Origin of the sequence: Vibrio sp. SCSIO 43133 (assembly GCF_023716845.1) — a bacterium.
Taxonomy (GTDB): Bacteria; Pseudomonadota; Gammaproteobacteria; order Enterobacterales; family Vibrionaceae; genus Vibrio; species Vibrio mediterranei.
In genome coordinates this window covers 1111162-1132378 of the sequence record NZ_CP068024.1, presented here as the reverse complement: position 1 = coordinate 1132378, position 21217 = coordinate 1111162, and the positions used below count along the sequence as shown (strand labels likewise).

Below are 21217 nucleotides of genomic sequence, written 5' to 3'. Positions count from 1 at the left end.
TCATAATGACAGCCCTTTGCATTTATATGCTTTCGAGTACATCTAACTTGATATATTTGCCTAAGTCTCGCTTCTTACAGCCAGGAACGTAAGGCACCTCCCCTAACTTGGGTGCATCAATTTTGTTTTCTAGCATCTCTATAATTTCAGCGTAATGCTCCACACCAGGGTTTACGCGGTTAGCTACCCATCCGACTAATTCAAGACCATCCGCTTTAATCGCTTCAGCAGTAAGCATAGCGTGGCTCAAACAGCCCAATTTAATACCTACGACCAAGACAACTGGCAACTTTTCTTGTTGAACCCAAGTCGACAGACAATCGTCTTTCGAAACTGGTACGCGCCAACCACCAGCGCCTTCAACTAACACAAAGTCACTGTTTTCTTTATGCTGGTGTAAGGTTGTAGAGAGCTTGTCGTAACTAATTACTTCATCATCGGCTATCGCAGCAATATGCGGCGACGCAGGTAACGAAAGCGCATAAGGATTGACTAAGTCGTAGTCGATATCTTGATTCGCAGCCGCTTGAAGATGTAACGCATCTGAATTTCTCAGACCGTGTTCTGTAATTTCGCATCCTGCTGCGACAGGCTTATACCCTATCGTTGATTTTCCTTGTGCACCTACAGCACTTAATATCGCTTTTGATACAACGGTTTTCCCAACTTCAGTATCCGTACCGGCAATAAATAGTGCTTTCATCATAATGCAACTGACCCCAAACAAATTTGATAACTAGCAGGTAGCAACCCATCTTGGTTTGCGTATTTTTGATATTCCATTTCAAGTGCCTTGAGAGCCTGTTTACCAGTAAACCCTTTTGAGCGACCTTCTACGTGATTGGCTCCTATGCCTTTCAAGTCCTTCATCAAACCAAGTGCGGTGCGATACCACATAACCATTTCCGGCAAGTCTAGTTGATGGTCACGACATCCAGATTGCGCTAACGCAATTTTTACCTGATTCAACGTCGTAAAGTCGTTTACATGTTGATATGCATCAATTTTACCCCATGACCTCTTGAGTTCTTTAAGAGAGCCATCGACAAGAGATGAGAAGAATACAGCGCCTCCAGTTTTGGTCACGCGTTTCATCTCTCGCAGTGGTATCGACAAATCCGCACACCACTGTAATGCCAAGCTGGAGACTACATAGTCAAATTCAGCTGACGTAAAAGGTAGCTGCTCAGCGTCTGCCAATTGATAAGTCACATTTTCGATACCACAACGACGTTGAGCCTCTGCTAACATCTCAGCAGAGAGATCAGCGCAAACTACGTCAGCGCCTCTAAGCAGTAACTGCTGCGCGCAGTATCCCGTTCCACAGCCAAGATCGAGCACTCGGCATCCAGATAAGTCATTGGGCAGTTTGTCCAGCAAACGGTCCGCCACTTTTCGTTGCAGTTCAGCATGCTGGTCATAATGCTCCGCAGCGCGTCCAAACGCTGCGGAAATTGCATCTTTATTTGGTAATGGAGTATGCAAATGAGCTAACACTTCGGTCATTTATCCTGCCTCCGAAAAACGTGTCAAATGGGTGGCAAGCATTAGCACATCTTGATGCTGATGCGACGCAGAGAGAGTAATACGCAGCCTTGCACTTTCTCTGGGTACCGTTGGAGGACGAATAGCCGTGGTCCACACACCTTTTTCTTTTAAAGAAGAACAAAGCGCTAAAGCGCGAGCTGAGTCACCGACAACCCAAGGCTTAATTGGCGTAGAGGTGGAAACATATTCTGGGCAATCGCTTAACAGCTCCTCAAACATGGCAGACAATTCCATCCATTTTTCTCTGCGCCAATGTTGCGTTTGAATCATTGACAGAGCCTTTAACAGCGCACGGGCATGAGCTGCTGAAAATGCCGTTGAATAAATGTAGTGACGAGCAAATTGGGTTAGATATTGGCCCATTTCTTCTGAGCAAAGTATTGCAGCACCATTAAGACCAAACGCTTTACCAAACGTCACGACTAATATCTCTGGCTTGAGTTCACTGATCCCACAGGCTCCCAATCCATTGTCGCCAATTACCCCAATGCCATGAGCATCATCGACCATCGACAACATACCGTGCGTCTGGCAAACTCCGACAAATGCTTCGATATCAGATAGATCGCCATCCATACTAAACACACTTTCGGTGACCGCGAGTGTTGAACGCTCGGCTCTAGCCAATGACTCCAAATGGGCAAGATCGTTATGACGAAAGCGCTTCATATCTGCGCCACAAAGCATACCCGCTTCCATCAGTGAGGCATGATTGAGTCTATCTTGAAGTAACAAATCCCCCTTAGTTAATAGCGTGAGCAGCAGCGCTTGATTGGCAGCATAACCTGACGAAAAAAACAGTGCAGTATCAAAACCCAACCATTCAGTAAGCGCAGATTTCAATGACTCATGCTGTGTGGAATAACCCGTCACTAAAGGAGAGGCTCCACTACCCACTCCAAGCTCTGAGATGGCTTGCTGATAGCTGTCTTTTAGCTCAGAACTTGACGCTAGACCTAAGTAGTCATTGGAAGAGAAGTTAAGGAATGACTGACCGTCTTTATGAAAAACAGATTGATTCCCTGACTCCAATGTTTGGACAGAGCGAAGCAAGTTGCTCCGCTCCCTTTCCATTAGAGCATCCGAGATGCGCTGGTTAAACGCTCGCGTCATAGAACAAATCGTCTTTTGTTGGACGCGCAGCAACACGCTCTACTACTCTATCTAGTAACTCGCTTTCTTGGATTTCATCTGGCTTTTGCGATGTCTCTTCGCGATTAATACCCAACTTCTTAAACAATTGAAGATCGGTATCTTCATCTGGATTAGGGGTCGTCAGCAACTTACAACCATAGAACACTGAGTTTGCTCCGGCCATGAAACACAGGGCCTGCATTTGCTCATTCATATTTTCTCGCCCAGCAGACAAGCGCACTGCTGACTTTGGCATCATAATACGGGCAATCGCAATTAGACGGATGAAGTCGAACGGTTCTACATCGTCCACTTCTTCTAACGGCGTGCCTTTTACTTTGACCAACATATTGATAGGCACGCTTTCTGGTTGCACTGGTAAGTTGGCTAACTCCATCAGCAGACCTGCGCGGTCATTAGCACTCTCACCCATGCCAATAATGCCACCTGAGCAAATCTTCATACCAGCATCACGAACATGGCTAAGAGTGTCTAAGCGGTCTTGGTAAGTTCTTGTGGTAATGATGTTGCCGTAAAATTCAGGTGAGGTATCAAGGTTGTGGTTATAGTAGTCAAGTCCAGCCTCAGCTAAGTGACTTGCTTGATCTGGCGTTAGCATGCCTAAGGTCATACAGGTTTCTAAACCCATATCTTTTACGCCTTTAATCATATCTGTTAGCAAAGGCATATCGCGCTCTTTGGGGTTTTTCCATGCAGCCCCCATACAGAATCGCGTTGAGCCTGCATTTTTCGCTTTTTTAGCAGCATCTAGTACACGCTCCACTTCCATCAAGCGTTCAGATTCTACGTCTGTTTTATAACGTGCACTTTGGGGACAGTATTTACAGTCCTCTGGGCACGCACCGGTTTTAATCGACAGCAAAGTGCTAACTTGGACGTGATTTGTTTGTTGAAACTGCCTGTGCACCAACTGCGCCTCAAACAGCAGATCCATAAAGGGTTTGTTCATCAACGCTTGCACTTCGGCATGGGTCCAATCGTGTCGTACTTCCACTGGTTTATCCTTTGCTCACTTATAATTAGTCTTGGCTAGTGTACTGACAAGCGGTACACTGTCAACACCGACCACCCCAACAAGTTTACACTTGGTTAATTTTTAATCAGAGCTTATTTCATGGATTTAGAGTTTGATAAACAGCATATCTGGCACCCTTACACTTCTACCCTTAACCCTTTAACTTGTTATCCCGTCATCTCTGCTAATGACGTACTTCTTAAACTAGAAAATGGCCTTGAACTCGTAGACGGCATGTCTTCTTGGTGGTCTGCGATACATGGGTATAAACACCCAAAGCTCAATCAAGCGTTGATTCAACAAAGTGAAAAGATGGCTCACGTCATGTTTGGTGGCATTACTCACCAACCGGCAATCGACGTCAGCAAACGGCTGTTAGCACTGGCACCTGATAATCTGGAACACATTTTCTTAGCTGACTCTGGCTCGGTCTCTGTTGAAGTAAGTCTAAAGATGGCTCTGCAATATTGGCATGCAAAGGGAGAGAACCGACCTAAGTTCCTGACGTTAAGTCACGGTTATCACGGTGACACCTTTGCGGCTATGTCGGTAACCGATCCCAACAACTCGATGCACAGTTTGTATAAAGGGTTTCTTCCGGAGCATATTTTTGCGAAATCGCCAACGATCGGTTTTGACGAAGAGTGGGATGAGGCCGATATTGCCGACTTTAAAGCAAAGATTGACCTACACCACCGCGAGATCGCCGCAGTAATCCTTGAACCTATTGTTCAAGGCGCTGGTGGGATGCGAATTTACCACCCCAAATTTCTTTCCCGAGTGCGTGAGCTTTGCGACCAATACGGTATTTTGCTGATTTTGGATGAAATCGCTACGGGCTTTGGAAGAACAGGAAAACTGTTTGCTTGCGAGCACGCCAATGTCCAGCCAGACATTATGTGTGTTGGCAAAGCACTAACTGGCGGCTATATGACTTTGTCCGCTACACTCACGTCGAAGCATGTGGCTGATACTGTATGTGGTGGGGAAGCTGGCTGTTTTATGCACGGGCCTACTTTTATGGGGAACCCTTTGGCTTGCGCTGTTGCTTCAGCCAGCTTAGAACTCATTGCCGACAACCACTGGCAGCAACAAGTCAGCAGTATCGAAGCACTGTTTGCTCAGCTGCTCCCTGCCTTAACTCGCCACCAACAAGTTGAGAACGTGCGTTGGCTTGGCGCAATTGGTGTGGTTGAAACCAAACACCCCGTAAATATGGAAGTGATTCAGAAGCATTTCGTCGAACAAGGGGTTTGGATTCGACCTTTCGGCAAGTTGATCTATATGATGCCACCTTACATAAGCCAGCCGGAACATATTGACGCCTTAGTTAAAGCTATTGATTTAGCGTTGGAAAATGAAGCTTGCTTCGTTGAATCAAGCGCAGGATAACGTGTACTGAAAAGCGGTTTGACGCTTGGTTTCAAACCGCTTTGTATATCGATGATAATTAACGTAGTTGGCTATCTTTACTCGCCCGACGATTAAACAACGCCTGACGTTGAGTTAAGTGCTCTAGCGATTGCTGACATTGAATACAAAATCTCACACCCTTTATCGCTATGCGCCTCGCTTCAGGAATCAACTCCCCACACTCATCACAATAAAGCGCACTTTCTCCGCGACTCGCCGCGCTTCTTACCCGTGAAATCTCATCGTCAATGGTATTTTGAATTTGTTGGCTGACACTATCGTCATTTGCCCACCCTACGGCCATATGCCCTCCTCAGTTAGGTCGAGAAATGAATACTTACCGTGGTAAGGCGGACATTATAACTATTGGGCTTGAGTTAATAATCAGTCGAAATTAGGAAAGACTATTACATTGTTGTAATAGTTAAATCAGACGTCGCATACCTAAACAAGCGGAAAGTTGACTTCTAGATATGAAAAAGCCCAGCAATGCTGGGCTTAATAATTAGTAGGTTATGCGTTAACCGATATGTGTTGCGCCACTCATGTACTTTTGAAGTACAGCTGGAATCGCGATACGACCATCTGCTTCTTGGTTGTTCTCTAGGATAGCAACCATAGTACGGCCAACCGCTAGGCCAGAACCGTTTAGAGTGTGCACCAGCTCAGGCTTCTTCTCACCTTTACGGCGGAAGCGAGCTTGCATGCGACGAGCTTGGAAGTCCCACATATTTGAACAAGAAGAGATCTCACGGTATGTTTCCTGCGCAGGAACCCAAACTTCAAGATCATAAGTTTTGCGAGCACCAAAGCCCATATCACCAGTACAAAGCACCACTTTACGGTATGGAAGTTCTAGCAACTGAAGTACTTTCTCAGCATGACCAGTTAGCTCTTCAAGCGCGTCCATTGAATCTTCTGGCTTCGTGATTTGTACCAATTCAACTTTATCGAACTGGTGCATACGAATAAGACCACGAGTGTCACGACCATAAGAACCCGCTTCAGAGCGGAAACAAGGCGTGTGCGCCGTCATCTTAAGTGGCAAGTCCGCCTCTTCAGAAATAGTGTCACGAACTAAGTTCGTCACTGGCACTTCTGCTGTCGGGATAAGAGACAGTTTACGTGGCTCTTCATCGCTCGCTTTTTCAGTTAGTGGCTCAGTGTGGAAAAGATCTTTACCAAACTTAGGTAACTGACCAGTACCAAACAGGCTGTCCGCATTCACTAGATAAGGAACATACATTTCTGTATAGCCGTGTTCTTCCGTGTGAAGATCCAGCATAAACTGAGCGATTGCACGGTGAAGGCGAGCGAATTGGCCTTTCATAACGATAAAGCGTGCACCAGTAATCTTCGTTGCGCTAGCAAAGTCTAGACCATCACCCATCTCACCAAGATCAACGTGATCCTTAACTTCAAAGTCGTAAGACTTAGGCTCACCCCAACGTGAGATTTCTACGTTGTCGTTTTCATCTTTACCTTGAGGAACGTCGTCCGCTGGCAAGTTAGGAACAGACAGTGTGATGTCTTCAAGTTGAGCCATTACCGCAGTGAGCTCTTCTTTCTTCGCTTCAAGATCGCTACCTAGTGTACCGATCTGCTTTTTGATCTCTTCAGCGCCTTCTTTGTCGCCTGCAGCCATTTTCTGGCCGATCTGCTTGGAAATGGAGTTACGCGTGGATTGTAAATTCTCAACTTCTACTTGAATGGACTTACGTTGTTCTTCAAGTTTACGGATAGTCTCTACGTCTAGCTTGAAGCCGCGACGTGCTAATTTTTCAGCTGTTTCATCCAGCTCTGTACGAAGTAATTTAGAATCCAGCATTGCCAATCCTATGCTTTTTAGTTGTGAATACCTCTACAACTGATTACTTTCCAACCAGTTGTAGATATTGATTTGTTAACCGGATAAAGATAACTAAAAGCCACTACTTTTCATAGCGCTTTTGTGGGCTTTTTGCGTCTAAATCCGCCAGATAATCTAACTTTTCGCCAATTTTGGTTTCGAGACCACGATTTGTTGGCTGATAATAGCGAGTTCCTTCCATTTCGGGCGGAAGATATCGTTCACCAGCCGCATACGCACCCGGCTCGTCGTGAGCGTACCGATACTCTGCTCCATACCCCATATCTTTCATCAGTGAAGTCGGTGCATTTCTAAGATGATGCGGGACTTCATATTCTGGTAGGTTATGGGCGTCAGTTAAAGCCTGTTTCCACGCGGTATACACGGCATTACTTTTTGGAGCACATGCCAAATAGACAATCGCTTGAGCGATGGCCCTCTCACCCTCTGCGGGTCCGACACGAGTGAAACAGTCCCATGCAGAAAGTGCAACTTGCATCGCTCTAGGATCAGCGTTGCCTACATCCTCTGACGCAATGGCTAATAGGCGGCGTGCGATATAGAGAGGGTCACAACCCGCCGCTATCATGCGTGCAGACCAATACAGCGCCGCATCTGGGTTTGACCCCCTAATGGACTTATGTACCGCAGAAATCAAGTCGTACCAGATATCGCCTTTATTATCGAAGCGATTGACTTTCTCACCAGCCACTTCCGCTAATAGAGCTAACGTAATGTCCTTCTCACCCTGTGCATTATCTTCGGCCATATCGTAGAGTAGCTCTAGGTAGTTCAGCGACATACGCGCGTCGCCATTAACCAGCTCCGCTAAACGCTCCAGAACGTTGTCATGGAAATTTGCCGCGATAGTTCCCAAGCCTCGCTTTTCATCATCTCTTGCTTGCTCCAGTACCAATAAAATATCGGCTTTGTCCAAAGACGTCAGTTTGTAGACTCGAGCTCGAGACAATAGTGCATTATTAAGCTCAAATGACGGGTTTTCGGTGGTCGCACCAATAAAGGTTACTGTGCCATCTTCAATATGAGGTAGAAACGCATCTTGCTGGCTTTTGTTAAAACGATGGACCTCGTCCACAAACAGAATCGTTCGTTTACCAGCCAGCTTGTTCTCGCGAGCTCTTTCGATAGCCGCACGGATATCTTTAACACCTGACGTCACTGCCGAGACTCTTTCTACCTCTGCATCCGCATAATTTGCAGCCACTTCAGCAAGCGTCGTTTTACCTGTACCTGGTGGGCCCCAGAGAATCATTGAGTGCAATTGACCCGCTTCAAGCGCACGTCGAAGCGGTTTTCCCACACCCAGAATGTGCTGCTGACCAATATATTGCTCAACATTTTCTGGGCGCATTCTAGCAGCAAGGGGACGAAAGTCTTCGTCCCCTGAAAAGTCAAAACTGAAATTACTCACGCAATCTCCTAGTTCCTTTGGTCGTCCACTTCGACGCCATTAGGAATCACAAAGGTAAATCGGTCGGCAGAAGGTTTGCCTACTTTAATGTTGTCAAACGCAAAGGTTCCTTTCTGACCATCTTGCTCAATAACATTAAAGCCATGCACAATACCTTTGCTATCAATATTAATCTGGAACTGCCCCTGTGTTGAATCAACAGCAGTAGGAATCAGAGTAAATACGTCGCCCTTTTGATTGACGTTGTAATTATCCCAGTCACTGGCGCGATTACGAGTTAATAATACAAACGGGGTTTGCTCGGTCGCTTGCTCCTGATTGTAAATACTGACTTGCTCTATAAATGGGCTGTAGTACCACAAGTTGTTGCCATCTGATACCAAGACATTTTCGTCAGGCATGGTTGTCACCCAGCGGAACATGCTAGGACGTGATATTTCAACATTGCCCTCGCCTTCCATCACGACCTCACCTTCAGGGCTAGTGACTTTTTGAGTGAAGGTAGCACTAAATCCGTCGTTTAACTGTAGTCTGTCGCTTAGCTCCTGCTGAGGCGTCGCAGTTGCTAGAGCAGAAAAACCTAGCGTGGAAAAGCTCAAAGCGGCGAGCGTTAACCATTTCTTCATGTAGTCTCCTCAGAGCTTATCAATCATCATTAATCTTTAGGTGGCGGCGGTGCGAGTACCTCGCGATTACCATTATGGCCTGGCGCACTAACAATACCTTGCGCCTCAAGTTGCTCTACGATGCGAGCGGCACGGTTGTAGCCAATCTTAAATCGTCTTTGTACACCTGATACCGAGCCTCGACGAGACTGAACAACGTGCTCGACTACTTGGTCGAACAGAGGATCCATCTCTTCATCACCTTCCATTTTTTCACCTGGAAGTAGAGTTTCTGGTGATTGTTCACCGCTGGTAATCTCTTCAATGTAGTTAGGTTTACCACGAGCTTTCCAGTTATTCACCACCGCATGCACATCATCATCTGATGCAAATGCGCCGTGAACACGCGTGGTATGACTTGAACCAGGCGGCAAATACAACATGTCACCCATACCTAATAGCGATTCCGCGCCGCCTTGATCGAGAATGGTTCGTGAGTCTGTTTTTGTCGATACCGTAAAGGCCACACGTGTTGGGATGTTCGCCTTAATAAGACCAGTGATAACATCAACAGAAGGTCGCTGCGTCGCAAGAATAAGGTGTACACCTGCCGCACGTGCTTTTTGCGCCAAACGAGCAATCAATTCTTCAACCTTCTTGCCAACTACCATCATCAAGTCAGCAAATTCATCGACGATAACGACGATGTAAGGCAGTTTCTCGAGTAATGGCGGCTCAGGATCCATACTGTCCCCAGCTTGCCACAGTGGATCATGAATTGGATGTCCAGCTTCAGCAGCCATCTTAAGTTTGTCGTTAAAGCCTTTAATGTTACGCACGCCTAATGCCGACATTAACTTGTAGCGACGCTCCATTTCTCCTACACACCAACGTAGTGCATTGGAGGCGTCTTTCATATCCGTCACAACTTCAGATAATAGATGAGGGATACCCTCATAGACCGATAGCTCAAGCATTTTCGGGTCGATCATAATAAAGCGAACGTCTTCTGGTGTCGCTTTATATAGCATACTCAGAATCATAACGTTCACACCGACCGACTTACCCGAACCGGTTGTGCCTGCCACCAGTACGTGAGGCATCTTCGACAAGTCTGCAACGACGGCATCACCTGCGATATCTTGACCAAGCACGACTGTAGTAGGAGATTTCGCTTCAATGAACGCTTGACTGCCCACTACGTCAGAGAAGAAGACAGTTTGACGAGACATGTTCGGCAGCTCTAGTCCAACATATGGTTTACCAGGGATAACCTCCACCACACGAACTGCCATTGCTGACAGTGAACGCGCTAAGTCCATCGACAGACCTGAAATACGACTCACTTTAACGCCCGGAGCAAGATCAAGCTCAAAACGGGTAATCACTGGACCAGGGAAGATATCCACCACTTCGGCTTTTATCTTGTAGTCAGCCAATTTCGATTCAACCAAACGAGCGATGTTTTCTAATGCCTCGCGGTCGATGAAATTCTCACGCTTCTCTGGATGGTAAAGAAGTTCCAAGGTCGGCATTGGCTCTGCTGGCTTAGGAAGATTCTGCTCTTGCTGTACTAAGAACGGATTCATCTTAGCCACTTGTGCTTTTTGAGCATCTGCGACTAAGTTCTGGAACGCAGCGGAATCTGGGTCGACGGCTTCAGGTTCAGGCTCATTACTTTCTTGAAGCACTGAAGCGTGCGACGTTTCCTCTTGCTCGAGCGCATCAATATCGAATGTAGGCTCTACATGGGTACGAGACGGTTCAACTTCAAGTTCCTCAAAATTCCCCAACTCGCTACTTGCTTTAGGCACCGGCTCTGATGGAGTAATGTTAGTCGCCTCATCAACAAGATTTGTGTCCACCGATATAGCTTGCGTTGTCGGCTCACTCACTTCCCATGGCATGGTATCGATATTGACACTCTCAGTCGCAGTTTCAGCCTGAGCGGAGGTAGACGATAACGCTGCTGCTCCAATGGCCGTAGAGGTTAGTGGTATAGAGGCATCCAATTCCGGCTCATCATTATCTTGTGCAGCAAAGTCATCACTAGAGCGCGCCGCCATCTCGAGTTCTTCGATGGTAGCGCCCAATTGACGAGTTCGTTCAACCTGAGGTTCGTTGCTGGTCTCAGAATGAACCGATGGCTGCTCTTGTACTGTGGCGTCAAATACAGGCGTGACCGGCTCAATAGTCGGTGCTGCATGATGATATTCTGGCTCTGTTTCAACTTCAGACTCAGGGATTGTCATCGTCGGCTCAACACGCTGTGTATCCGTGTCTAGCTGTTGCCAATCCGAAGAGAACAATGGGTCGAACTCTTCTTCTTTGTTTGATGCGGGTTGAGCCGCGACAGTGTTAACTGGTTCTGGTACATGGATGTTGTATTGTTTCTTCGCAACCGGCGCCGTATCTACATTATCGGTTTCAGACTCATTCGCTTCTGCTGAGAAGTGTGGCATATCGTCAGCCGGTTCTTCTCGCTCAGGCTGCGATAAAACAGGCTCATACACTTCTTCCTTGGTACCACGAGCTTTATTGACGACGTTGGAAGACATAGACAGCACAGAATCGCCAATCCATTCGACAATACTCAGCCATGAGACACCGGTTAGCAGCGTAAACCCAGCACCCCATAGAAATAATAGAACAATGGTTGTGCCAAGTACGTTAAGCGTAGGTAGAGAGAGGCTCGTCAGAACGTCACCAATTACGCCGCCCGATGAAAAATACCAGATATCATCGAAGTTGATATCTGCAAGACCGCAACTGGTTAAGATGAGTATCACCAGACCGAGGATACGCGTTCCCCAGATCATCAAGTCAATTTCATCGTCTTCATCGCGATTGCGGAAAAAGACCCAGGCACTGAAAGCCACAATGAATGGTATTGGGTATGCCAAAGAACCAAAGACAAAAAATAAGGTATCCGCCAACCACGCTCCGACAATCCCCCCTGCATTTTGAATGTCTCCTCCCCATGAGGTCTGTGACCATGAAGGATCGGCAGGGTTAAAGGTGAATAGCGCTACAGCGAGTAGAATGGACGTAAGCACAGCCAAGATAAAGCAACACTCTCTCAGCCGTTGAAATCCGTTTAGGCGAAGCGCGTCTTGCTCTTCGCTCGTCTTGATAATCGTTTCGACTCTTTTTTTGTCCTGTTTGAACATAACCAACATCTAATTATTGAAAACAGCCCGAGCGGCAAAAGCCGCTCGGTGTATTCATTGATTTAACCACATCAAGGATTAAAACCCAATTTAGGTAGAGAATAAAGCATGGATTTTCATTACTTTAGTCAGCTTCCTGTAAGACTTACTGTAACTACAGTTTAGCGGGTTTTAATCACAAGTTGGTTGGTTTGCTTCACTTCTTCCATTACAACGTAGGTACGAGTGTCATTAACGCCCGGTAGACGAAGTAAGGTATCCCCAAGAAGCTTACGATAAGCACCCATATCCGACACCCTTGTTTTCAAAAGATAGTCGAAATCACCAGAAACTAGGTGACACTCTTGAATGTCATCCAGCTTTTGTACCGCAGTATTGAACTGCTCGAACACATCCGGTGCACCACGGTTCAATGTAATCTCAACGAAAACAAGTAGTGACGCATCTAAATATTGAGGGTTAAGAAGAGCAGTATAGCCCGTAATATATCCCTGTCTCTCAAGTCGACGTACGCGCTCTAAACATGGAGTAGGAGAAAGCCCCACTCGTTTAGAGAGTTCGACGTTTGAGATTCGACCATCTTTCTGCAACTCATTTAGAATGTTGCGGTCAATTCGGTCTAGTTCCTTGGACGGCTTCTTATAGTTGTCTGCCATTTTTTATTCCACCTTGTTACTTCCTTGCAAAAAAATATACTACAACTCTGTAATATTCAGTATCAAATTTTGTTTATTAGCTTCTATACTAGTACGTAATTCGACAATAACACCCTACAAACAGTTAATACAACCACAATATAATGAGGAGTCAGGATGATAATTGGCGTACCTAAGGAAATTAAAAACCACGAATACCGTGTTGGTATGGTTCCAGCAAGCGTTCGAGAACTAATCTCAAACGGCCACGATGTTTACGTTGAAACTAACGCTGGCGTTGGTATCGGTTTTTCAGACGATGATTACATCGCTGTAGGCGCATCCATTCTTCCTACCGCTGCTGACGTTTTCGCGAAAGCAGAGATGATTGTAAAGGTCAAAGAACCTCAAGCTGTCGAGCGTGCTATGTTACGCGAAGGACAAATATTATTCACTTATCTTCACCTAGCACCAGATTTTCCACAAACTGAAGAGCTAATCAAGAGCAAAGCTGTCTGCATTGCTTATGAGACTGTAACAGATAATATGGGTCGCTTGCCACTATTAGCACCAATGTCTGAAGTCGCTGGGCGAATGTCTATACAGGCTGGTGCACAAACACTCGAAAAGTCCAATGGTGGACGTGGTCTACTCCTAGGTGGCGTACCTGGTGTAGAACCAGCGAAGGTCGTCGTCGTTGGCGGTGGCGTAGTGGGTTCTAACGCTGCTCGCATGGCTGTTGGTATGCGTGCAGACGTCACAATCCTCGACCGCAATATTGATACATTACGCGTTTTGGACGAAGAATTCCAGGGTCGCGCAAAAGTCGTTTATTCTACTGAAGATGCTTTAGAGAAGCATGTTCTAGAAGCTGATCTTGTCATTGGCGCTGTTTTAGTACCTGGTGCTGCTGCACCTAAGCTAGTCACCAAAGAACATATCGCTAAGATGAAGCCTGGTGCGGCAGTCGTTGACGTTGCTATCGACCAAGGTGGTTGTTTCGAGACATCGCACGCAACCACTCATGCGGACCCAACTTACATTGTTGATGATGTGGTTCACTACTGTGTCGCAAACATGCCTGGCGCAGTTGCACGCACATCAACCTTCGCACTGAATAACGCAACTCTGCCTTACATCATCAAATTGGCGAACAAAGGCTATCAACAAGCGCTGACTGAAGACAAAGGCTTCCTAGACGGCTTGAACGTTATTCACGGTAAAGTGACTTGTAAAGAAGTAGCAGAGAGCTTCGACTTAGAATACGTCGAACCAGCAACTGCTATTGCGATGTTTAACTAATCGCAAATCTACTTTGAACGTTATGTTCTAAACCTCTAAAAGTTAAAAACGGGCATCATGCCCGTTTTTTAATGCGCTCTCTTCGCGTGAATCAGAATATTTCTTGGCGTCACACTGGACTCACAAAATGTACTGAGCCCCACATTATACCCCTGCTCTTGTAAATATATGGCTTTGTCCAAAGCTAGCCACACTTCCAATGGTCGCCTGAAAACGCCTTGTACTACGCTTAATGCTTCCATTTGCCAATATCGTCGGTGACCCATTTGTTCAAAATGGCCAAAATCAACATCAGGTAGGTCGAGTTGCTTATTACGAGCCGCCCATTCGCACAATGCTTTAAAACCACTCGATAGCTGCGATTTTTTTATGCTCGGTATAGGTAAGTAGCCTTCACTTAACTTATGACTCTGGCATAAAGCATCAAAGCCTAAACGAAACACCATCTCTTGTTCACGATGACGACGAACACGCTCTCCTCCTGTCACAGTTTCTTGAAGTGGGATTCGCAACTCATGTTTACTTAGTGACAGTTTTGCGGCCTTCCCCTCTTTGGACAATGGCGAGTAATTATCTCCTTGGATAAGGTGATAACAACACGGTGATATCGTCAGTGCGGATAAATGATGCTCTACGGCATGTTTAATAAGAGTAACGTGTAGATCGCCACATGCATGAAGCGCAACAGCATGTTGAGTTGGCTTAAAGACCAATTTAGATTGCGGAGAAAAAGCATCGCCTTGAACAAACCGCATGGGTAACGCGCGTTTATCGGCTTCTTCCTGCCCTACTTTGCAAAGTGCTGATTGAAACTCAAAGCTTGTAACGGACTGCTTCGACTCTGAAGCCAATAACCGCCCTAAAAATCCTTTCCCTGAGCACCACTCTAGCCATTCATTGCCAGCATGGTCATTCAAACACGCCGTTGTCATCTGCTTTATTTGTTCTAGTTTACGGCCAGGAATCCCAGCATCGAGACCTCTTGGCAACACAAGGTCCTCCGCCGAATGCATTGAGCGAAGTTCAATTACGATATGAGCAGTTCGAACATCGGAAATATACGGCTCTAACGCTTCAATAGCGCACTCAGTCGATGATTTGAGTTTCAGTATCTCTTGCGGGGACAGTGTTTGGAGCCATTCAAACAATTGAGGCGCTGACTCTCGCCATAATACTTGTTCAGAGATCACTTGATGAAAAGGATCATAGCGCCAATAGTTTTGATGACGAAGAAGAAATGAAGTGATGTCTGCAAACGACTGATGCATTTGCGTCCCCCTATTCCCGGTGCAATGCGTTAATCGCACCGATTGTAGGAGGAAGTCTTCAACAACGAAAGGAGTTTATGCTATCGAACGGGTAAGTCGATATCTTTAAACATCTCTTCAATCTCCACATTGGACTTGAGAGAGATGGCTTGTTCAACAACTGGGCGAGTCAAATGAGGAGCAAAACGCTCCATGAAATCATACATATACGAACGCAGGAACGTGCCTTTTCTAAAGCCAATACTGGTAGTACTAGCACCAAATATATGGCTTGCATCAATGGCGACAAGATCGGTGTCTTGCGATTCATCCATGGCCATACTAGCAATAACACCTACACCAATCCCCATTCTTACATACGTTTTAATGACATCAGCATCAGTTGCAGTAAAGACTACTTTAGGCGTCAATCCAACCTTGTTAAAAGCAGTATCAAGCTCTGAACGACCCGTAAAGCCAAATACATATGTTACCAATGAATACGCAGCTAAATCTTCAATGGTGATCTGTTGTTTCAGTGCCAAAGGATGGTCTTTTGGTACCACGATAGAGCGATTCCAGTGGTAGCAAGGCAACATGATGGCGTCCTGATAAAGATGCAATGCTTCTGTCGCGATAGCAAAGTTAGCGGTGCCTTTGGCAATCGCCTCTGACATTTGTGACGGTGTACCTTGGTGCATGTGCAGAGACACTTTAGGATAACGAGCCGTAAATCCTTTAATGACTTCAGGAAGCGCATAACGAGCTTGCGTATGGGTAGTCGAGATATTAAGCGTTCCCATTTCAGGGTGAGTATGCTCACCGGCAACCGCTTTAATACTCTCAACTCGAGAAAGGATTTCTTGAGAGATACGAATGATGTCTTCACCAGCCGTAGTCACTTGCGTAAGATGTTTGCCGCTGCGCTCAAAAATCTGAATACCCAACTCGTCTTCTAGTAAGCGAACCTGCTTACTAATACCCGGTTGAGAGGTATAAAGACTCTCTGCCGTGGCAGACACATTCAGGTTATGGTTCACTACTTCGACAATGTATTTTAACTGCTGTAACTTCATCGGCTTCTCATCATCCCTGTTGATATTGCATTGAGCCCATCACAACTCAAAACAAGCATATAATTATTAGTTATAACGAATTACTAGAAAGATTAACAGTTTTTTTGACTACAAAATGCTCATTTGCATTTTTGCTGGATGAAAAGCTATCGAATTCCTTGCTTTATGACCGAATCGACAACTTAGCAGTGTTGATGCTTTTGTCTTTGGTGTATCCTGTTTATCGAATTGTAGGGAAACTCATTGTAGATACAAAACGTTATGAATATTGGTTTAATCATCGCACTGGTTGCACTGTTGCTTGTCCTGATCCTTGGGTACAACATCATGCTGCAGTACAAATTAAAGGCGGAAGCGACACGACGTCAAGAATCCGCTCGCTACGTAGCCTTAATTGATGCTACTGAAGAACTGATAAGCGGTGCTAGTTACCTCCCTTACAGCAAAGAATTGATGCTTTGCCTTCATAATCGCATTCTCGATGCTCTAATGAACATGTATGAGCTCGATCCTAAGAATAAACACCTTGCCCAAAGAGTTGAGTCTGCCAAAGGTCAAGTTCAGCAGATTCAAGACAGTTATGAAGGTAACGACGCTACATCGTTTAAAGTGCCAACGAGCGATAAGCAAGCCATTATCATGCTTAAACTGGTTAAGCGCCTACGAGACACTGTTCGCACTGAACACAATAAAGGCCGGATGGATACCCAGTCGTATATGGTTGAGAATGCTCGACTCGAAACCATTCAGATTCGAATCAATATCGAAAATGTGGTTAAACGCGCTCACGAATCTATCGCAAAAGGTCAACCAGGTACCGCCGCTCAACTGCTTAAAAAAGGCATTGATGCGCTAAGCACAAAAAATGACAACTACTCGATGCAAGCCAAAGAGAAGCTGTCTGAAATGCTAGAGCAACTTCAAAATAGCCGACAAGCTAAAGCCGAAGAAAAACAACAACAAACCAACAGGGAGCGTGATGACGACATCAACGCACTGTTTGGTGAAAAGAAAAAATGGTAATCTTTACCGGTTCAAAAAAGGTCGCTTTGGCGGCCTTTTTCAATTAGCTCAACGAAAAATATTATGATTACTTCATCTCAAATAGACGCGATTCTTTCTCCGATTAATCAGTTTCTACAATGTTCAACGCCTAACGAGTGGGTTGAAGAAGCAAAAAAGCCCGACAACCTACCTACCATACTTATCGACCACTTACTGTGTGAGTTGAAAGCTGGTCAGTCAGCAATGTTCCTGATTCGCAAATACGCGGTAGATAAACAAAGCGCCGCTGTGTTGTTTGATTGGTTTAAGCCTTATGAAGAGTTTGCATATCGCCGTATTGGTAATATGGAAACACTGCGTGGTAAGAGCAATATTTCTAAGTCCATTATCGCCAAGTCCGACTCACCTTATAGCCAAGACTTAATTGATAAAATGGTGCTACTGATTAAGGAAGAGCTGCATCACTTTTATCAGGTATTAGAAATCATGGAACAGCGTGGTATCGCTTATGAACCAATACCCGCAAGCAGATATGCGAAAGGATTACTATCGAAAATGGCAACTTATGAGCCTAATACCTTAGTAGACAAGCTCATTATTGGTGCCTATATCGAAGCTCGATCGTGCGAACGTTTTGCTAAGTTGGCACCTCACATGGACGACGATATCGCAAAATTCTACATATCACTATTGCGTTCGGAAGCACGCCACTACCAAGACTACTTAACGTTGGCAGAGCAGGTAGCCGGTGAGGATATCAGTGAACGAGTGGCTTACTTTGGTAAGATCGAGGCGGAGCTAATTTCATCTCCGGATAATGACTTTAAATTCCATAGTGGAATACCAGCTTAAGTCTATTTAGTAAGCAACATAAAAAAGAGCCAACATCTTATCGATATTGGCTCTTTTCTTTTTAATGGCTTAGCAATTTAATTTAACGCAAAGACGCATTTATGTCTGCTAGAACCTGAGCTGGGTTTCCTGCTTGAGTAATTGGGCGACCAATCACAAGATAATCAGAGCCCGCCTGAATCGCCATATCTGGTGTCATGATACGTTTTTGGTCACCAACTGCAGCACCTGCTGGACGAATACCTGGAGTAACTAGTTTAAACTCTTTGCCAAGTTGTGCTTTTAGCATGCTAGACTCTTGAGCAGAACAAACCACCCCATCCAAACCAGCATCTTTGGTTAAGTTAGCCAAACGAAGAACGTGCTCCTGAGGCTCAACATTAATACCGATACCCGCGAGATCTGACTGCTCCATACTCGTCAGTACAGTCACACCAATAAGCAGCGGTCGGTCTTTACCATAAGGTTCTAGAATCTCACGAGATGCCGCCATCATACGCTCACCACCGCCAGCATGGACGTTTACCATCCAAACGCCCAACTCTGCTGCAGCTCGTACTGCTTTCGAGCAAGTATTAGGAATGTCATGAAACTTAAGATCTAGAAATACAGAGAAGCCTCGTTTATGAAGCTCTCGAACGAACTCAGGACCAAATAGTGTGAACATCTCTTTGCCCACTTTTAGTCGGCAAGAGCTTGGGTCAATTCTATCGACAAAAGCTAATGCATCGGCTTGGTTATCATAGTCCAGTGCAACAATCACTTTTTGGTCAATCATTTTCGCTCCTCGTTGAAAGTTGAGTTTTACTCAAAAAAAGCAGCACATAAGTGCTGCATTAAAAATTCTGTGTCGGAGGCTACTCGCCATCCAGTCCTCGTATAGGCTTGATCGTACCCCATCCTTTACATGAAGGACAATGCCAATATAACGAATGCGTTGAAAAGCCACATTTACGGCATCGATAGTGCGGCTTAGTTTTTAATTGCTCACCCACTAGTGATTGCAAGGTCGTTAAACTCTCCTTCGCTCGGCCCTCTTCCGCATTCGCAAGATGATAGTCCATCAGGCGGTAGAAACCCTTCATGGTTGGGCTACGAACCAGCTGCCGAGTAAGCAACGCCTGTGCGGCCTCGGTTCCTTCGTGGTTTGCAACTAGCTGCGCCAACATCAACTCAGCAGAAACACCGGCACCTTTTTCAATACTGGCTCTCAGAAATTCAACCAAACCCTGTTCTTGCCCTAAGTGGTGATAACACTCAGCCAAGGTAGGGAGAACTTCACTGATAAAGTCTTTATCTTGTTCTAGCACTGACTCAAGGTAGGACACGGTTTTAGCGTAATCTTCATCTTCCAGATAAAGTTTACCTAATGAAATGCTGGCACGAGCACACCTAGGGTCAACGGCAAGGGCCTTTTTAAAGTTTTGGATCGCCTTATTGGTATTACCGTCGGCCTTTTCGATCATAGCCAACTCACACCAAAAATGAGCGATGCTGTTCTTCACTCGCTTCTTGCCCATCTTTTGTAATGCTGTAGCGTACTCAATCGCTTTATGCCACTCACTGGTTTGCTGATAGATTGCCAGTAATTGCGTTAGAGCAGCTTCACGATGTTCAGGTTCATCAACCAACTGAACAAAAATCTTTTCTGCACGATCAAGAAAACCTGACACCATATAGTCTTTGGCAAGCTGTTGCAGAGCGAGGTTTTTCTGATCGATGGTTAACCCAGAACGGGAGATAAGGTTTTGGTGAATTCGAATGGCTCGGTCTACTTCTCCGCGTGAACGAAATAAGTTACCCAAAGCTAGGTGAGTATCAATAGTCTCATTATCGACTTGTAGCAGTTCGATAAAATGATCAACCGCTTTATCCGATTGATCAGAAAGCAATAGGTTAAGGCCCGTCATATATTGACGAGATATCTGATGCGATTGCTCCTGTCGATCATGCTTCACGCTGCGCTGTCCCATGTACCAACCATAGGCCGCAGCTATCGGAAGAAGCAGGAATAATAGCTCAAGCATTTAGTAAATAGACCCTAACCCTTTTGTTTGATTAGCTATTCGCGCTAACCACTTCTTTAGATTCTGATGGTTTCTGTTTCGCTAACTGTTTCTTCAACTTGCGTACCGTCAATTGAGACTTAAGGTGTAAGCTGCCAAAAATAACCCAAGAGATAACAAAACCTATGACAAACACACTGCCCAGCAAGGTCGATAGATGGAAATCACCTTGGGCCAGCAAATAATTAAAAGTAACCACTTCTTGGTTCTGTGAGCCAAGAGCTAAAGTCACTAAAAAAAGTACTATCAGTAAAACTATTTTTATAATCTTCATGCGTTTTTACCACAGTTATTGGATAGCTACGATTATGCAGGAAATTGGATTCACACACCATGCCCTCTAACAATAATCTTGTTAATCGTGGCTAAAATTAGAGTATATAGACTATTCTGTATGCACCTTTGGTGATAATTAAACGACTATGCTCACTCGACCACAAAACAAAACGGCACACTAATAAGTATGCCGTTTTATCGATTAACGAGTATTTACAGACTGTCGTTCACGCGCTCACGTAACTCTTTACCTGGTTTGAAGTGTGGTACGTATTTACCATCAAGTTCCACTTTATCACCAGTTTTAGGGTTGCGACCTACACGAGGTTCACGGTAGTGAAGAGAAAAGCTACCAAAACCACGGATTTCAATACGGTCACCGCTCTCTAACGTATTGGCCATATGTTCTAGAATATCTTTTACCGCATCTTCAATTTCCTTTGCGGACAAATGAGTTTGCTCCGCGCAGAGTCTTTCTATCAATTCAGACTTAGTCATAGGTAGGTACCCTCGTTACTCTTTATCTTTATATTCAGTGAATAGTGGTCTATTTGTCATTTTACAACAACAG

20 protein-coding genes are annotated in these 21217 nt (G+C 45.3%); 4 read left to right on the top strand and 16 right to left on the bottom strand.

Going from position 1 to position 21217, the window contains the following annotated elements:
• Positions 1-22: 22 nt before the first annotated feature.
• The 4 genes from bioD to bioB are packed head-to-tail and all read right to left on the bottom strand — an operon-like array spanning position 23 to position 3697.
• Positions 23-706 carry a dethiobiotin synthase gene (gene bioD / locus JKJ11_RS05515; protein ID WP_006074073.1) on the bottom strand — a complete coding sequence of 228 codons (684 nt, stop codon included), beginning with the start codon at positions 704-706 and terminating at the stop codon, positions 23-25.
• On the bottom strand, positions 703-1506 hold the full coding sequence (bioC, locus tag JKJ11_RS05510; RefSeq protein WP_252038849.1) for a malonyl-ACP O-methyltransferase BioC: 804 nt from the start codon (positions 1504-1506) through the stop codon (positions 703-705). The genes bioD and bioC overlap by 4 nt, the downstream gene beginning before the upstream one ends.
• Entirely contained in the window at positions 1507-2661 is a 1155-nt protein-coding gene (locus tag JKJ11_RS05505) for an 8-amino-7-oxononanoate synthase (RefSeq protein WP_252038848.1), read from the bottom strand.
• Entirely contained in the window at positions 2645-3697 is a 1053-nt protein-coding gene (bioB, locus tag JKJ11_RS05500) for a biotin synthase BioB (RefSeq protein WP_006074067.1), read from the bottom strand. The genes JKJ11_RS05505 and bioB overlap by 17 nt, the downstream gene beginning before the upstream one ends.
• A 120-nt stretch (positions 3698-3817) precedes the next feature.
• On the opposite strand from bioB, the gene bioA reads away from it, so the two are divergent.
• Positions 3818-5110 carry an adenosylmethionine--8-amino-7-oxononanoate transaminase gene (bioA, locus tag JKJ11_RS05495; protein WP_252038847.1) on the top strand — a complete coding sequence of 431 codons (1293 nt, stop codon included), beginning with the start codon at positions 3818-3820 and terminating at the stop codon, positions 5108-5110.
• Between the two features lie 58 nt (positions 5111-5168).
• On the opposite strand, the gene JKJ11_RS05490 is transcribed toward bioA, so the two are convergent.
• The 6 genes from JKJ11_RS05490 to lrp form a co-directional block, all read right to left on the bottom strand.
• Positions 5169-5435: a DksA/TraR family C4-type zinc finger protein gene (locus JKJ11_RS05490; RefSeq protein WP_171389250.1), complete on the bottom strand. Its 267-nt coding sequence runs from the start codon at positions 5433-5435 to the stop codon at positions 5169-5171.
• Between the two features lie 216 nt (positions 5436-5651).
• Positions 5652-6959, bottom strand: a complete 1308-nt coding sequence (gene serS, locus JKJ11_RS05485) for a serine--tRNA ligase (protein ID WP_124940889.1) — start codon at positions 6957-6959, stop codon at positions 5652-5654.
• Positions 6960-7062: 103 nt separating this feature from the next.
• On the bottom strand, positions 7063-8352 hold the full coding sequence (locus JKJ11_RS05480) for a replication-associated recombination protein A (protein ID WP_216613685.1): 1290 nt from the start codon (positions 8350-8352) through the stop codon (positions 7063-7065).
• Between the two features lie 68 nt (positions 8353-8420).
• Positions 8421-9038 carry an outer membrane lipoprotein periplasmic chaperone LolA gene (gene lolA / locus JKJ11_RS05475; protein WP_006074059.1) on the bottom strand — a complete coding sequence of 206 codons (618 nt, stop codon included), beginning with the start codon at positions 9036-9038 and terminating at the stop codon, positions 8421-8423.
• A gap of 29 nt (positions 9039-9067) precedes the next feature.
• The gene (locus tag JKJ11_RS05470; protein ID WP_252038846.1) at positions 9068-12187 is read right to left on the bottom strand and encodes a DNA translocase FtsK 4TM domain-containing protein; all 3120 of its coding nucleotides are present in this window, start codon (positions 12185-12187) and stop codon (positions 9068-9070) included.
• A 161-nt stretch (positions 12188-12348) separates the two neighbouring features.
• Positions 12349-12843 carry a leucine-responsive transcriptional regulator Lrp gene (lrp, locus tag JKJ11_RS05465; RefSeq protein ID WP_004734558.1) on the bottom strand — a complete coding sequence of 165 codons (495 nt, stop codon included), beginning with the start codon at positions 12841-12843 and terminating at the stop codon, positions 12349-12351.
• Between the two features lie 156 nt (positions 12844-12999).
• Here lrp and ald point away from each other — a divergent pair, with 156 nt between their 5' ends.
• A complete protein-coding gene (gene ald, locus JKJ11_RS05460) occupies positions 13000-14124 on the top strand; it encodes an alanine dehydrogenase (RefSeq protein WP_006075567.1) in 1125 nt (374 codons plus the stop codon).
• A gap of 68 nt (positions 14125-14192) precedes the next feature.
• On the opposite strand, the gene JKJ11_RS05455 is transcribed toward ald, so the two are convergent.
• Positions 14193-15392: a methyltransferase gene (locus tag JKJ11_RS05455; RefSeq protein ID WP_252038845.1), complete on the bottom strand. Its 1200-nt coding sequence runs from the start codon at positions 15390-15392 to the stop codon at positions 14193-14195.
• An 80-nt stretch (positions 15393-15472) separates the two neighbouring features.
• Entirely contained in the window at positions 15473-16447 is a 975-nt protein-coding gene (gene cysB / locus JKJ11_RS05450; RefSeq protein ID WP_031496747.1) for an HTH-type transcriptional regulator CysB, read from the bottom strand.
• A gap of 261 nt (positions 16448-16708) precedes the next feature.
• Here cysB and JKJ11_RS05445 point away from each other — a divergent pair, with 261 nt between their 5' ends.
• Both JKJ11_RS05445 and miaE read left to right on the top strand, forming a co-directional pair.
• The gene (locus JKJ11_RS05445) at positions 16709-17470 is read left to right on the top strand and encodes a hypothetical protein (protein ID WP_006075564.1); all 762 of its coding nucleotides are present in this window, start codon (positions 16709-16711) and stop codon (positions 17468-17470) included.
• 63 nt (positions 17471-17533) lie between these two features.
• Entirely contained in the window at positions 17534-18304 is a 771-nt protein-coding gene (gene miaE / locus JKJ11_RS05440; protein ID WP_198557561.1) for a tRNA isopentenyl-2-thiomethyl-A-37 hydroxylase MiaE, read from the top strand.
• An 82-nt stretch (positions 18305-18386) separates the two neighbouring features.
• Here miaE and pyrF read toward each other — a convergent pair whose 3' ends face one another.
• The 4 genes from pyrF to ihfB form a co-directional block, all read right to left on the bottom strand.
• The gene (pyrF, locus tag JKJ11_RS05435; RefSeq protein ID WP_124940884.1) at positions 18387-19082 is read right to left on the bottom strand and encodes an orotidine-5'-phosphate decarboxylase; all 696 of its coding nucleotides are present in this window, start codon (positions 19080-19082) and stop codon (positions 18387-18389) included.
• A 79-nt stretch (positions 19083-19161) separates the two neighbouring features.
• Positions 19162-20331 carry a lipopolysaccharide assembly protein LapB gene (lapB, locus tag JKJ11_RS05430; RefSeq protein ID WP_006075560.1) on the bottom strand — a complete coding sequence of 390 codons (1170 nt, stop codon included), beginning with the start codon at positions 20329-20331 and terminating at the stop codon, positions 19162-19164.
• 31 nt (positions 20332-20362) lie between these two features.
• Positions 20363-20644 carry a LapA family protein gene (locus JKJ11_RS05425; RefSeq protein ID WP_252038844.1) on the bottom strand — a complete coding sequence of 94 codons (282 nt, stop codon included), beginning with the start codon at positions 20642-20644 and terminating at the stop codon, positions 20363-20365.
• 215 nt (positions 20645-20859) lie between these two features.
• Positions 20860-21144, bottom strand: a complete 285-nt coding sequence (gene ihfB / locus JKJ11_RS05420) for an integration host factor subunit beta (protein WP_088876954.1) — start codon at positions 21142-21144, stop codon at positions 20860-20862.
• Between the last annotated feature and the right edge of the window lie 73 nt (positions 21145-21217).